This window comes from Spiroplasma endosymbiont of Melieria omissa (assembly GCF_964031175.1).
Lineage (GTDB): Bacteria > Bacillota_I > Bacilli_A > Mycoplasmatales > VBWQ01 > Spiroplasma_E > Spiroplasma_E ixodetis_A.
In genome coordinates this window covers 1,454,198-1,468,869 of sequence record NZ_OZ035012.1, presented here as the reverse complement: position 1 = coordinate 1,468,869, position 14,672 = coordinate 1,454,198, and the positions used below count along the sequence as shown (strand labels likewise).

Sequence of the window (14,672 nt, the reverse complement as noted above, 5' to 3'; positions counted from 1 at the left end):
CTTTCTATCATGTACCAATTAATTGTTTTGTTTCATCATCAAAAACAAAAATTGAATTTTTAGTAATACTAATTCAACCAACAGTTCCCACTTCTAAATTATCATTATTATTGGTTAAAACTTCAAATTGTTCTGATTTAGTAGTTTCAACCAATAAATATGCTTTTTTATCATCAACTTTAGTAATATTTTTAATAACACCATTAATAATAATTGAATTTTTTAAAAAAGTAAATCGTGGTTTCTTTGCACTAAACAAAATGGCATTTGATTTAAAAGCAATAGTAGAAGCGGTTTTAGCACCAAACTTACCTAAATTTACATTATAAAAATATAAATTATGAGCATTTCATTCTCCCTTTGCGATATTAATATGCTGTTCATTTATTTCTTTTAATAAATTTAAAGATAATGGTTTATCAGTGATTTCACTAACATTTCCTTGTTGAATAATTATTTCATTTTCAATAACAGTAACATTAGTTGCTAATAAATTAATATCAACTTGATTATTAGTTGTAAAAATAATAATTATTTTCAAAAATTTTTGTAATTTTTTAATTCAATTTGCTAATTGTTCTTTATTATCAACATTTAAAAGTTCAAATGGGTTATGTAAAATTAAAATTTTAGTAGGCACAATTAATTGTTGAATGATTTTTATTATTTGTCGCTCTACTATTGTTAATTGCGTTAAACGTAATGACAATAAATGACTTAGATCTAAATGTTTAAATATCATAACAATATTTTCGCTAATTAAATCACGGACATCAATTAACTGTGAATATAAAGTTTGTAATTGTTGTTGATATGTTTCTTTATCTTGTAACTGTGGATTTTTTAAAATTTTATCATGATAAATTTTAATTTCATCTTTAATATTTTTTAAAAGTAAATGCATTTCATCTGGTAAAAGTTGCATTGCCACAAAATCTTGTTTCATATTAAATTTAATTCTTTGTACTTCTGCTAAGTCAATTCACTGGTCTAAAATTTGATCAATTTGACTACGAGTACATTTAATTTGTTGATATGAAACTAAATGATTAAGTTCACTATTAAAATTTTGATTATGATTGTTACAAGTTTTTAACGTAGTTCTAATTTCACTTCTAATAGTACTAATCTCTCTATTTAAATAATTATTTATTTCTTTAATAACAAAACTAATTTCTCGTAGTTGAAACTCTCATTTTCTTTCTTTTGGTGGATTACATCCACAAAAACATGGTCCCACTAAACTTTCCAAACTAGAAATACGATCTTGCAAAGATTGTAAAAATAATAAGTTATTATTTGCAATAATATTTTTTTCTTCGGCAGTGAATTTTTTAATTAGAATATCTGTTAATTTTTCACTTCCAGCAAAATTAAATTTCTCTTGAGCAAAGTTTTTATGAAAATGATTAATTTGATATTGATATTCTTTAATAAAATTATTACGAGTGCTTTGTGTCTCATTAATAAAATTTTTAATAATATTAATTAATTTTTCTTTAAAATAACCACTGTCTAAATTTAAACCTGTATTTTTTAAGTTTTCAATATCAGTCTTAATTTTTTGATTAATATTACTTATTTCTTGTAAAAAAGGTTTATTAGTAATTGCTGTTCTTGCTAAGTTACGTTGAATACTAAATAATTTATTTCAACTCTGTAAATGCATACTAACATAAGCCATTTTTCGTTCAAAACCAATACTATTATAAGTAACATCAATATCATCAATTAAAATTTTACCCTCCATAATAGTAGAAGAACCTGCTAGAGCATTAATTAATTTTTCAATATTATTTTCATCATTACTAAAAATTGCCAAGCAACTAGGATATTTTCCTTCAAAACTTCAATCTTTTACGGCTTTTTCAACGGATAAATTAATAATACTAAAATTAAAGTTACTAGTTTGCTCAGTATTATATCTAATACCTTTACTTATTACCAATTTATTAAAATCAGATGATTTTTCCATAAAACCATTCCCTACCTTAAAGTTTTTTATTTCATATACTATTAAAATTATATTCTATATTTATTGGGTTGTATACATACAATATTTTAACTTAATTAATGTTAAATATGTCTGTAAATAATTTTATTCTTAGAGTATAAAAAAAGAAACTATGATTAGTTTCTAGTTTAATTAAAATTATTTTTTAACTTGTTTAGTATCAGTTAGTTTTAGAACATCTTTTGCTGTTTCTAATACAATAGTTTTAGTATTTTGTGGTTTTGCTTTGTTTATTTCAACAGTTTTTGATTTTGTTTCAACTTGTTTGCTTGCTTTTGTATTAAAGCGTTCAACTCTTCCTTTTGCTGAAACAAATGATTGTTTTCCAGTATAAAATGGATGACAACTTGAACATGTATCAACACGGATTTCTTTACCCTTAGTTGAACCACTTATAAAATTATTGCTACATGTTATACATGTTACTTTAGTTTGAAAATACTCTGGATGGATGCTTGCTTTTGCCATGGTTTCACCTCACTTATAAAATTACTATTAATAAAAAGTACTTAAAAATAATATCATTAACAATATAAAAAAGCAAATAAATATTAATGATAGATTGTAGATTAGACACACTTTTTGGACTAATAAAAGTTTTTATAACTTTATATTATTAGTTGAGGTGTAGTTTAAAATGAAATATTTAATTAATAGTGCTGATTTTACTAAATTTGATTATAAATTTAACAAATTTGTAGAAAAGTATAAAAATGATAAAAATATTAATAAAGTTAATATTTATTATCGTAAATTTAGAAAATTTTGTTTTATTTTTAAAAATAAAAATACTTGTAAAGAAATAATTTCTCAATTACATATGCCAAAGCAAACCTTTTATTATTGAGCTAAACGTTTTTATGATGTTTTTTACAGAAATAAACCTTTTGAAGAATTATTATTTAAGTCAACAAAACCTAAAAATATTAAATATTTCTATAAGTTGGAATTATCAGAAAAATTTATAAATTATTTTGTTCAGTATAAAGAAGAGTTTGGTATAGGTGCTTTTCAATTTTGTTATTTAATAAGGCATATTGATGATATTAGGTTTAATTTTTTGCCAAAACCCTCGGTTAAAACTATATATCGTTGATTAAAACGTTTTGGTTTTTGTTCACAAAAAGTTATTAAGAAAAAACATTTGAGATATGAAGTAAAAGAAACTGGATTATTACAAACTGATATTAAAGTAGTATCAGATTATATAACAGGAAGTAAAAGATGATATATTATTGATTTTATTGATGAAAAAACTCGAATTACTTATTGTTATCCATCTGAACAAGCACAAACCAGAGATATTGTAAATGCTACTAAAAATGCTTTAAATTTCTATGAAAAATTAGGAATTAAAATTAAAAGAATTAGAACTGATAATGGTAGTCAATATACTAATACATCTTGTGGAAAACCACAAAGGAATCGTTGATTTACAAATTTTTGTAATAAAAAAGGTATAGTTCATGAAACTACACCGTTTAGATCACCACAGAGTAATGGTAAGATTGAAAGATTTCACAGAAATTGAAGTAATTTATTTGAAATAAAACCATATTTAAATAGTGATTTTAGTTTATTTCAAAAATTAGTGAATTCTTTTCAAGAATATTATAACAATTCTAAACCACATAAATCATTAGGATTAATGACTCCTATGGATTATTTTGATAAACTTTTATTAGATAAAAAATAGTCCAAAATGTCTGTACTACCTTACAATATTAATGATAGATAGAGTTTTTATTTTGGTAGATTATGTTGTAAAAATGTGTTCTAATTCAATTAACTAGATATCATGAATTTTATTTTTTTTAAATTATATATTCTATTGAAATCTAAAACTTAAAAATTGTTTTTATATGAATAAAAAAAATATTATTTACCTAATTGATACATTTTTCAGTTAATTAAATACAATAAAAAAATATTTACTTTCAGTAATTAAAGATAAAATTTTAATTTATAAATGATTAGTAATACTTTGATATTTTTTAATACCTAATGCTAAATTAGAAAGATAAACATAACAATATTTATATTTATCTTAATGCTTGGTATTGATACCAAAGATATTATTAATTTTTCTTGTTCTTGTACCATGAGGAATATATAATCTTGGTTATCTTCATATTCAACTTTTAAATCTTCTAATGCTTTTTTAAAAACATCACTAGACTTACTGCATAACGTTTTTAAGTTTTAATGATAAATTATAAAATCCTGCAATTAAATTAAATCTTAAAAATATTCGTTTTCTACCTTTTCTAAATTTATAACCAATAATTTTAAAACATTTTAAAAATGCAAAAACATGTTCAATTTTTCTGCGAGTTTTATTAATAATCTTATTAAAAATTTTAATTTTACTTGTTTTAGGATTATTTTTACTAGTTTTAATGGGTAAAAATGTATTACTATGAATTTTTTGTAAACCTTGATAACCTTTATCTGCAAGAATTACAGTTTCTGACAAAAATTCTAACTTTGAATTTTTAAAAGTTTTAAAATCATGATTTTTACCAGTATCAGGAAAAATATTTAAAATTTGATTAGTATGTGCATTAATTATGGTTTGAAACTTAACAGTATGCATTCATTTTTTGCCAGAAAATCAATCTTTTTGATTATATTTTGGTCGTTCTGTTTCTACTTCTGTTACATCAATTATCAAAATTTTATTTTTGAATTCTTCTTTTTAAAAAAATATTTTTATTTGTTAAATTATTAAACTTATTATTATTTATTAAAATGTCTTCAATTGAACGAATATTTCGTAAAGCAGTAGTATCAACCATATCATACTCAGCACCAATACTATGATATGTACGATTTTCATATAAATATCTTAAAGTCATTACTAGTCTATCTTCTATTGACATTTTATATGGCCTTCCACCAGTGGTATTTTTTAGATTTTGATGATCTAATAAAATATTTAAAATTTCATTAAAAACTAGTTTATTAATACCAACTATTTTACGAAAATATTGATCCGGTTTATCTTTTAATTCAAAATATGTCATAAAATTTATCCTTAACTATTCAAATTTTATTTTAATAATAACAAAAAAATGAAAAGTTAACTAGTTATGCAGTAAGTCTACTAAATTTTCTCATATAAACTAAATTGATTTTCAATACTAATTTATTGTTACATTGATATCAATTCCCTATTTTGCTTTTAAAAATTAATTAATACTATATTAATTTTACTAACTAAATAAAAAATGCCCACTTAGAGTTAAACCTTTAAGTGGGCTAGATAAATTAATATATTTTATTTACTAAATTTTAATTTAATTAATTACTTCTTCATCGTTATTAACTAATTCATTTGATTGAATACTCATTTCAGAATCAGTTTCCTTTAAATTTTCTTTTTGTTTAGATTGAAATAATACAATTTCTCCCTTTTCTAATTTTTCTCTGATTTTAATAACATCATTAATATTAGTAATTTCGGAAAAATACTCACATATTGAAGCACTACTAAAAATTTTATTAGAATCAGAAATAGAATTTAAAGGTCTAATTTTTATATCATTAATCCCCATTTTATTTAAACTATTTTTTAATTCGCTATCAATACTTGAATCACCATTAGTATAAATTATATATTTTTCTGATAAACTAGAAAAAAACTTTTATCATTAGAATACAATTCTGAAGCTACTAATAGGGTATATAAATTTTGAAATTTATTTATTTTATCTGGCATTTTTGCCTTAAAATGACTAAAAAAAGTTGAACCCTCTTTTTTGCAATTTTCTGTTAAATTTACAGTTCTTTCTGTTATATAAAAATTATTTTTAAGATCTTTTAATAAAAATGGTGAGTGTGTAGTAATAATTAAATAAATATCAGGATTATTTTTTGCAAAGTCTGTTAGATAATCTGCAAGTTGTTGTTGTAACAATGGATGAAGATTTTTATCTGGTTCATCAGCTAAAATAATAACTTTTTGATTATTAGTCTTAACATAATATTTAGCATTTTCTAAATTTAACATTAATTGATAAAACGCTTTATAACCCGAACTATTGAATTCAGTGTCAAAATCATCATACTCATATTCTTCTTTGCTTCTAACTTCTATATTAATTTTAGTATCATGAGTTTTAATTTCAGGATAACCATAAATATCAAATTTTGTAAACAGTTCTTTTAACTTGGCATTAGCAGTCTTATCAATTCTATTAATTATTTTATTAGCTTGTTTTCTCATTTTCATCAACAGAATTCATTTCTGTTAATCTTGTCATTTCATTTAAAACATCATTACCTAAAAATCTTAATAAATCCATAAATTCTTTATTTTTTTCTTTTTGTGTATACTCATCAAAATAATAAGAATATTTAGTTTTATTTTCTAAATCAGCATTTCTTATATAAATTAGTATTGGTCTTTCTTTATACAAAGATTCTAAAAGTTTTATATCATCAAATAGTTTAATATGTTTTTCTTTTAAATTTTTTGTCATTTCTGTTCATTTTTCTAATTTTTCTCTAGTTAAATCAAGATTAACACTATAGTTTCCTTTTGTAGAAATTTTAAAAAAGCGTGGATCTAATCATTTTTCTGAATATAATTTAATTAAACCATTTATAATTTCAGCTAATTCTGTTAAATTACCACTAGATTCATATAAATAATTATAAGCAGGAGAATCAGCAGTTTTTTCAATATAACTATTAACCAATTTCCTATCAGATAAAATATTATAGTGTTCTTTTAGAATATCATTAATTTTTTTAATTTTTTCTTCACTCAATTTATATTTCAAAGAAACTATCGCTTTAGAATTATAATTAGGACTAGTTGATTGAGATGATATATTATTAGAATTAGATGAGTTAGAAGCACCATTAACAAATCAATCAATTGCATCTAGAATATTAGATTTTCCTAATCCATTTTTACCTACTATAAAACTAATTTTTTTAGGATAAACTTTGAATTCAATTTCTTTTACAATTGATTTAAATTCTTTTATTTTAAAATTTAACATTTTTCCTCCTTAAATTTTTCATAAATTTAACTTTTATTAATGCATTAATATTAGCATGCTTTTAAAACAAAAATAACCCCCTAGTTAGCTAAATCGGTATTATTAATCATGGTTGTGGTTTTCTTTTTAATATCTTTAGTACCTGTAAAATCATCAATATTTTGAGTGGTAATAATAATTCCCGCGTGATACTTACGACAACGTTTTACCATTTGATACATAAAGTTAAGAGCGACAGGATTATCTTTATCAATTGCTAAATGGGCTTCACCAATAACTATAATTAATTCTTTATCTTTTTGAAAAAGATTACGTTTCACTTCACCTTTAATAAAAGCAAGAACAAGATATAACTGGGCAGTTGTAATCTTAGAACCTGTTTAGGATCTTTTTAATAGAATTTAACTAAAACAAGAAATAATCATTTATAAATAGGTATTTAACCAATAATTTATTTTCTTTTTCATTTTTTTGTTAAAAAGATTTTATCATTTGAAAACTTATCGACTAAAAATCTATTTTTTATTATAAAATAACCATTATAATATAAATTTTATTAAAAATTAATCAAAAAAGATCCTAAACAGGTTCTTAGGAATATCTTGATCGAATAGAGTTCAAACATCATAGACCACAAACTTATTATTAAAATTTAATGTTGTATAACCATTTCATAACTTACTATATTGACCATCATTACAAAAATCATTAGAAAGTTATCCTAGTTTTAAATTACTAATATCAGTAGCATTAGTAATTTAAAATTTATTATATTTTTTTGGAATTTTATTAATTAGAACTAATAATGATATTTCTTTTAATCATGATATAGTGTTCTAAATCATAAGTCTTTAGTAACACTAAACCAATATCACCACTACATAAATTAATAACTCTATAAGAACCTGTTTAGGATCTTTTTTGATTAATTTTTAATAAAATTTATATTATAATGGTTATTTTATAATAAAAAATAGATTTTTAGTCGATAAGTTTTCAAATGATAAAATCTTTTTAACAAAAAAATGAAAAAGAAAATAAATTATTGGTTAAATACCTATTTATAAATGATTATTTCTTGTTTTAGTTAAATTCTATTAAAAAGATCCTAAACAGGTTCTAAGAAATATCTAATTTTTGTAAAATTAATTAATATATAAAAAAATATTGAAAAAAATATAAAATTTGATAACCTTTAATCATAAACATATAAGTTTTAAAAAAACCTATTACTTTATTTAAAAGTAAATAGGTTTTTTATTTAGAAATATATTAAAGGAGAAAATAAAGATGTTAGATTTTGCTAAATATTTTGATTTACAAAGTGATGGTGAATATTTTGATTCAATCATGAAAAATATAATTAAAGAAAATAGAAAAAATGAAAATGTAATTAATATTTCAGAAGAGGAATTAATATTAAAAGAAACTAATGATTTCAAAGAATTTAAATCACTAATTGAAAAAGAAATTAAAATGTTTATTTTTGATGATGTAAAAAAAACTCTACAAGAATGAAAAATAAAAAATTTTAAAAAAATTTATGCTCTTGAAGAAAGAGGAGTAAAATATAGTCGTCAAAATTATCCAGATCAAATATTTCAAACTCACTATGCTATTTATCAAAGAATTAGTGAATATTTTAATAATGATTATAATACTTTGATAATTTCTGAAATTTTAAAAAATTTAAAAGAATTAGAAAAAATCTATAAAGAACTTAATAAATTTGATGATGTTTTTACTGATAATTGTTTTTTATTAGAAGAACTATTACCAGAATTTCAAGAAAGTACAAGTAAAAATAGTATGAATGAAATGCAAAACAGAAAAAGAAATATTAAACAATTGGCAAAAGAAAATGAGCAAGAAAATGAAGAATGAGATATAACAGAAGAAGATGAAATTAAAGAATTAAAAAGTAACAATACTAATAGAAAAATTGCTCTTTATGAATTATTAAATAAAAAACTTGATGAGAAAAAGAAACTTAAATTTAAACCTTGAAATAATACTAAATGTAAACAAATTGATCAAGAAATTACAAAAATTAAAAAAGAATTACAAACTATTGAAGAAAATGAAAATAATAAAGTTATTGATCAAATAATTACCGAAGTTAACCAACTACAAGTTCAACCTTCAATTAATACAGATGATGATATGAATAATTATTATGATGAACAAACAACTGTTCAAAAACAATCTTCAACTTTATAAAAAGTATTATATTAAATGTAAATAAAAAATTATAATCTATTACTAGATTATAATTTTTTATTTTTTATATTTTTTGGTAATTGAAAATCATTAAAATTTTTGATTTTAATATCAAAAATATATACTAATTAATTTTTAACATTGAAAAATCAAAATCTTCGGATGAAAAAACTCTGTTATTTCTTTTTAAAAATTCTTTTGTTTTATAAATTTCTTGAGAAACGGTAATGTTTAGTAATCTGTGTAACTTACAAAAATAACTATGTTTAATTAATTCTAGTAAATATAATTAAATGACTAGAAAGAGTGAGTTACAGATGGCTAAAAAACAAAGTATTAATAATAATGATCCAATATCAAAAGCAGTAGATTTATTACTAGAAAATACTGAAGATTTAACAACAGTATTTAAAGAAGGAGGATTATATAAAGAATTAACAAAAAGATTAGTAGAAAAGATGTTAAATTCTGAAATGCAAAATTATTTAGGGTATGAAAAAAATCAACATAGTAATAGTGAAAATGCTCGTAATGGTATAAGTTCAAAAAAATTAATAACTCAACAAGGTAAAATTAAAATTAATGTACCAAGAGATCGTAATAGTGATTTTACTCCTGTAATAGTTGCAAAAAGACAGAGAAGATTTGATGGCTTTGATCAACAAGTTCTTTCACTATATGCCAAAGGAATGACTTTATCAGATATTAGAATGCAGTTGCAAGAGTTATATAGCTAACTAAAGTAATGTTTACTCATATCTTGAAAAACAAAATCAATCGCTTTTTTAATATTTGGTCAATAATTTGGTAATATTTTTCTTATATTATGTTTTATAGCAAATCAAAAATGTTCAATTGGATTTAAATTAGGAGAATATGGCGGAAGAAATAATAGTTTGCATCCAGCATTTTCAATTAATTGTTGTGTTAATTTAGATTTATGAAACGTTGCATTATCTAAAACTATAATTTGTCCACGCTTTAATACTGGAATTAGTTTATTTTTAACATATGATTCAAAAATTTTACTATTGCAATGTCCTTCAAATGCTCATAAGGCTTTTAATTTACCTTTATTTAGTGAACCAATTATACTCATTCTCTTTATTTTATATGCGGGTTTATTATCAAATAATCTTTTACCTTTTTCAGATCAACCATATTTATAAATTCATTATCATCAATTCCAGATTCATCAATATATACTAAATCTTCATTCATTATTTTAGCTATTTCTTTTAAAAAATCTTCTTGTTTATTTTTATCTCTTTGTTCATATAGAAAAGTTTTTTTTATATGTATAATTTAGTTTTTTAAAATAGTTATAAACTGTTTCTTTAGTCATATTTCCAAATTTATCAATTACTTTTTGAACTGTAACATCTTTATTTTCTGCTAAATAATTTTTTAATTCATCTAAATCCTTTATTTTGTGGCTATGTCCTTTTTGATAATTCAAAATTGGTTTTATATGCCCAGTTTCTTTTTTTCTTTTTCTTCATAAAAATAAAGTCTTTCTAGTGATATTGAACACTTTACAAATTTCTTTAATTTTCATATTTTTACTTTCATAAGCTTCTATTACTTTTCTTCGTAAGTCTTCACTGTATGGTTTTGACATAATTTAATCTTCCTAATCTATTTTAATTATTGCTGAATTGTACTTTTAAATTCAAAAACTGTTTAAATTACATATTATTATTTTACATTATTTATGAGTAAACATTACTTTAGTTAGCTATATCATGGTGCAGATATTAGTGAAAGTGTTATTAGTCAAATTACTGATGATGTGATAGATGATGTCAAGGCGTGGCAAAATCGACCATTAGAAAGTATTTATTCTATTGTTTATTTTGATTGTATAGTAGTTAAAGTACGGCAAGATAAACGCATTATTAACAAATCAGTTTATATAGCATTAGGAGTGGATTTAGAAGGCAAAAAAGATGTTTTAGGTTTATGAATTAGTGAAAATGAAGGTTCTAAATTTTGACTAGCTAATTTTACAGAAATGAAAAATCGAGGCTTAAATGATATTTTGATTGCTTGTAGTGATAATTTAACAGGCATGTCAGAAGCAATACAAGCAGTTTATCCTAAAACTGAACATCAATTATGCATAGTTCATCAAATTAGAAATAGTTTAAAATATGTTTCATACAAACATCGAAAAACCTTAGTTGCAGATTTAAAACCAATTTATAGTGCATGTAGTGAAGAACAAGCAATGCAAGCTTTAGAATCATTTGAAAGTAAATGAAATAAACAATATCCGCAAATTACTAAATCTTGATATAAAAATTGAGATAATTTAATGGTTTTTATTAGTTATCCACCAGAAATTAAAAGAGTGATTTATACTACAAATGCTATTGAATCTGTTAATAGTCAATTACGAAAAGTTATCAGAAATAAAAAAGTTTTTCCTAATGATATGGCAGTTTTCAAAATATTTTACTTAGCAATTGAAAATATAACAAAAAAATGAACAATGCCCATTCAAAATTGAAATACAGCAATTGCTCATTTTATGATAAAATTTGAAGATAGAATTAATCTGAACTAGTAACTTTGTAAAACAAAGATACACAGATTACATAAAAGCCTCTGAGAAACCAAAATATATTGTCCTTTTTTCTGTAAAATATTATTCATCACTTTTTCTGTTAAATCTAATCCTAAAATTACAACTATCATTGCATCAACATCTAATTCTGATACATTTTCAGAGTTTTGTTTATACCTTTCTCTAAGCGTTCTTTTTGCACTAATACCAATATTAAATTTATTATATTTTACAATAAAATCATATTCAACTGAATGAACTTTTGAATCATGAGAATTATTTAATAATTCAATATTTTCTTTGAATTCTAAAAATTTCTCCTTAACTCTAGCTTCATAACTTGAACCAGCTGTAGATTTTATTGATTGATTAACACTCTCACTAATAATCAAATTAAAAACTGCAGCACTATTTAAATTACTATTTTTTGATAAAAATTTAATTTTTTCATTTAATTTTAATATTTCATTATTTGATATATTTAAAATAAAACTACTTTTATCATTATCAAATCTTAGAACCTGTTTAGGATCTTTTTAATAGAATTTAACTAAAACAAGAAATAATCATTTATAAATAGGTACTTAACCAATAATTTATTTTCTTTTTCATTTTTTTGTTAAAAAGATTTTATCATTTGAAAACTTATCGACTAAAAATCTATTTTTTATTATAAAATAACCATTATAATATAAATTTTATTAAAAATTAATCAAAAAAGATCCTAAACAGGTTCTTATAAGCATATCAATTATTAATGAAAAAATTACTCTAAAACTATATGGATATTCTAAACTACTAATATCATACTCTATACTAAGTGGATCATTTATACTACTAATTTTTTTTACAAATCTGGAATTTGTAAATGTTTTAACTTCTTCTCATAAAAGTTATTTTAATTGAAATAAAGAAATTGCAAAATCTAAAAAAATAATAAAATTATTTACATTTTTATTATTTGTTAATAATAATTCAGATATATTATTTGATTCGCCATTAGTTTTATAATTTAATATACTAATAATAAGTTCATATCAAGATTTACTATCCAAATTTTTATTTTTATTTCTTTCAATTAATACTTGTAAATCAAATAAAACAGATGACTTTACTTTTGATTGAATTAGTCACTTTAATATTCTATAAAACAAAATATTTTCATCTCATATTGTTTTTTCAATACTATCAATATTCATGATTAAAATTTTACTCTTTCTAATAATTTAACAATTTCTTTAGTTATTTCTCTAACGACCGCTACAGCAACCGAATTGCCAAACTGTTTATAAGATTGATTATCACTAACAATAATTTTAAAATTACTTGGAAATCCTTGCAAATTAGCACACTCTCTTGGAGTTAATTTTCTTGGATTATTATTTTCTTGATATAATAATATTTCTGATCCATCTTTATAATATCTGGCCGATAAAGTACTTGTATACTCTGAATTTTTATACACCAATGAATAACCAAATCCATTTCCTTTAGACCTATTACCCTCTTTTCTTTCCTGATGACTGTTTCAAAGTTTATCAGAAATTGTATATTTTTTATCAATATTATTTTCTATTATATCGGAAACTGCTGTTGGCTTATTAAAAGAAGTAGGAAACTGAAAATCTATACTATGTTCTAAAAAACCAACTATGTATACTCTTTCTCTATTTTGAGGAAGACCAAAATTTCGAGCATTTAATATCTTATAAGTAACTTTATAACCTAAATCTGTTAGATTATTTAAAATAGTTCTAAAGGTATTACCTTTTTCGTGATTCATTAAACCTTTCACATTTTCTAATAAAAATGCTTTTGGTTTATGAAAAGATAATATTCTAACTATCAGTGGCTACTATTTTTATAGTATTCTTTTAAAGAATTTTTTTAAAAAAAAAAATAATATTAACTTGTTAAATTATTAATCTAGATGAAAAAGTAGTAGTTTATAATATTATTATCAATTGGTAGTATTTTAAGTTTGTGTTTTTTATTTATAGTAATAATAATAAACTAATATATATGTTTTAAAGACAATTACATTATAAAAATATACAATTTGATTTTTATGTTTTAATAAATTATTTACTTTAATTTTCTTTTGAATCTGATTTTTAAACAAAATATTTATTTTTTGCATTAGATTATCTTTCTCCCATAAGTAGTATAATAATATTATAATATTTTATATTAAAATTTTATATAAAGTAAAAAAAGGAGTAGTGAAAAAATGATAAATAATAATAATTTTATTAAAATAGGTTTAATAATTGGAATGATTATGTCAATAATATTACTTATTAGTTGTATTATTTATGGAATATTTACATTTTTTAATTATTTTTCATTAGTTATTATTTTAATAATTATTTATGGACTATTTCAGGTGATTCCCTTTTTACTTTGTTTAAATAATTATTTTATTGAAGAAAAATGATTATTTTAACAGGTTTATTTAGTTTAACAACATTTGTTATTCCTGGAGTTTTAATTTTAATTGGTTATTTTGTTAGACAAAAGAAATTAATAAAACTTATTAATAATAATTAATTTGTAAATAAAATAAATATTATTTTATTTTTAGGTTATTATTTTATATAATTTTCCTTTATTAATATTGCTTCATGTTTCTCTATATAATAGACTTCTTGTGGATAGTTATTTATTAAAATTTAATTTTTAGAATATGATTAAAATTAAAAAAGATAGGAATCTATGATATTTGATAAATTAAAAACTATTAAAAATACAAGATTATTAAGATTAACTGGTATAAATAATATTACTTTTAATAAAATTCTAGGAATTTTAAAAACAGAAGAATTAAAAAAGTTTATTAATTAAAATATTTTATGGA

Annotated in this window: 15 protein-coding genes and 2 pseudogenes; 5 read left to right on the top strand and 12 right to left on the bottom strand. The window is 21.3% G+C overall.

The window, feature by feature from the left end:
* Window positions 1–4: 4 nt before the first annotated feature.
* Together ACQH26_RS09580 and rpmE are read right to left on the bottom strand one after the other, a co-directional pair.
* The gene (locus tag ACQH26_RS09580; protein WP_425382367.1) at window positions 5–1,975 is read right to left on the bottom strand and encodes a hypothetical protein; all 1,971 of its coding nucleotides are present in this window, start codon (window positions 1,973–1,975) and stop codon (window positions 5–7) included.
* Window positions 1,976–2,152: 177 nt separating this feature from the next.
* Window positions 2,153–2,482: a 50S ribosomal protein L31 gene (rpmE, locus tag ACQH26_RS09575; RefSeq protein ID WP_368862541.1), complete on the bottom strand. Its 330-nt coding sequence runs from the start codon at window positions 2,480–2,482 to the stop codon at window positions 2,153–2,155.
* 169 nt (window positions 2,483–2,651) lie between these two features.
* Between rpmE and ACQH26_RS09570 the strand changes: the two genes are divergently transcribed.
* Window positions 2,652–3,710: a DDE-type integrase/transposase/recombinase gene (locus tag ACQH26_RS09570; RefSeq protein ID WP_425381996.1), complete on the top strand. Its 1,059-nt coding sequence runs from the start codon at window positions 2,652–2,654 to the stop codon at window positions 3,708–3,710.
* Window positions 3,711–4,193: 483 nt separating this feature from the next.
* Here the strand turns inward: ACQH26_RS09570 and ACQH26_RS09565 are convergent, their stop codons facing one another.
* The 6 genes from ACQH26_RS09565 to ACQH26_RS09540 all read right to left on the bottom strand — a co-directional run bounded on the left by ACQH26_RS09565 (window position 4,194) and on the right by ACQH26_RS09540 (window position 7,346).
* Window positions 4,194–4,688 carry a transposase family protein gene (locus tag ACQH26_RS09565; protein ID WP_425382366.1) on the bottom strand — a complete coding sequence of 165 codons (495 nt, stop codon included), beginning with the start codon at window positions 4,686–4,688 and terminating at the stop codon, window positions 4,194–4,196.
* A gap of 4 nt (window positions 4,689–4,692) precedes the next feature.
* Window positions 4,693–5,040 carry a transposase family protein gene (locus tag ACQH26_RS09560; protein ID WP_425381897.1) on the bottom strand — a complete coding sequence of 116 codons (348 nt, stop codon included), beginning with the start codon at window positions 5,038–5,040 and terminating at the stop codon, window positions 4,693–4,695.
* Between the two features lie 273 nt (window positions 5,041–5,313).
* Window positions 5,314–5,571 carry a hypothetical protein gene (locus ACQH26_RS09555; RefSeq protein WP_425382365.1) on the bottom strand — a complete coding sequence of 86 codons (258 nt, stop codon included), beginning with the start codon at window positions 5,569–5,571 and terminating at the stop codon, window positions 5,314–5,316.
* A gap of 56 nt (window positions 5,572–5,627) precedes the next feature.
* The gene (locus ACQH26_RS09550; RefSeq protein ID WP_425382364.1) at window positions 5,628–6,242 is read right to left on the bottom strand and encodes an AAA family ATPase; all 615 of its coding nucleotides are present in this window, start codon (window positions 6,240–6,242) and stop codon (window positions 5,628–5,630) included.
* The gene (locus ACQH26_RS09545; protein WP_425382363.1) at window positions 6,226–7,026 is read right to left on the bottom strand and encodes an AAA family ATPase; all 801 of its coding nucleotides are present in this window, start codon (window positions 7,024–7,026) and stop codon (window positions 6,226–6,228) included. Before ACQH26_RS09545 ends, ACQH26_RS09550 begins: the two co-directional genes overlap by 17 nt.
* 80 nt (window positions 7,027–7,106) lie before the next feature.
* The gene (locus ACQH26_RS09540) at window positions 7,107–7,346 is read right to left on the bottom strand and encodes a hypothetical protein (protein WP_425382362.1); all 240 of its coding nucleotides are present in this window, start codon (window positions 7,344–7,346) and stop codon (window positions 7,107–7,109) included.
* Window positions 7,347–8,316: 970 nt separating this feature from the next.
* On the opposite strand from ACQH26_RS09540, the gene ACQH26_RS09535 reads away from it, so the two are divergent.
* Both ACQH26_RS09535 and ACQH26_RS09530 read left to right on the top strand, forming a co-directional pair.
* The gene (locus tag ACQH26_RS09535) at window positions 8,317–9,246 is read left to right on the top strand and encodes a hypothetical protein (protein ID WP_425382361.1); all 930 of its coding nucleotides are present in this window, start codon (window positions 8,317–8,319) and stop codon (window positions 9,244–9,246) included.
* A 317-nt stretch (window positions 9,247–9,563) separates the two neighbouring features.
* Window positions 9,564–9,977, top strand: a pseudogene (locus ACQH26_RS09530) (transposase); the annotation flags it as partial.
* A gap of 2 nt (window positions 9,978–9,979) precedes the next feature.
* Here ACQH26_RS09530 and ACQH26_RS09525 read toward each other — a convergent pair.
* A complete protein-coding gene (locus tag ACQH26_RS09525; RefSeq protein WP_425382104.1) occupies window positions 9,980–10,345 on the bottom strand; it encodes a transposase in 366 nt (121 codons plus the stop codon).
* Between the two features lie 162 nt (window positions 10,346–10,507).
* Window positions 10,508–10,867, bottom strand: a complete 360-nt coding sequence (locus ACQH26_RS09520; RefSeq protein ID WP_425382360.1) for a helix-turn-helix domain-containing protein — start codon at window positions 10,865–10,867, stop codon at window positions 10,508–10,510.
* Window positions 10,868–10,990: 123 nt separating this feature from the next.
* Here ACQH26_RS09520 and ACQH26_RS09515 point away from each other — a divergent pair.
* Window positions 10,991–11,815: pseudogene (locus ACQH26_RS09515) on the top strand (IS256 family transposase); the annotation flags it as partial.
* Here ACQH26_RS09515 and ACQH26_RS09510 read toward each other — a convergent pair.
* The gene (locus ACQH26_RS09510; protein WP_425382359.1) at window positions 11,812–12,207 is read right to left on the bottom strand and encodes a hypothetical protein; all 396 of its coding nucleotides are present in this window, start codon (window positions 12,205–12,207) and stop codon (window positions 11,812–11,814) included. The pseudogene ACQH26_RS09515 and the gene ACQH26_RS09510 sit on opposite strands and share 4 nt — an antisense overlap.
* An 809-nt stretch (window positions 12,208–13,016) precedes the next feature.
* A complete protein-coding gene (dcm, locus tag ACQH26_RS09505) occupies window positions 13,017–13,649 on the bottom strand; it encodes a DNA (cytosine-5-)-methyltransferase (RefSeq protein ID WP_425383113.1) in 633 nt (210 codons plus the stop codon).
* A gap of 881 nt (window positions 13,650–14,530) precedes the next feature.
* Between dcm and ACQH26_RS09500 the strand changes: the two genes are divergently transcribed.
* Window positions 14,531–14,659, top strand: a complete 129-nt coding sequence (locus ACQH26_RS09500) for a hypothetical protein (RefSeq protein WP_342218400.1) — start codon at window positions 14,531–14,533, stop codon at window positions 14,657–14,659.
* Window positions 14,660–14,672: the final 13 nt, after the last annotated feature.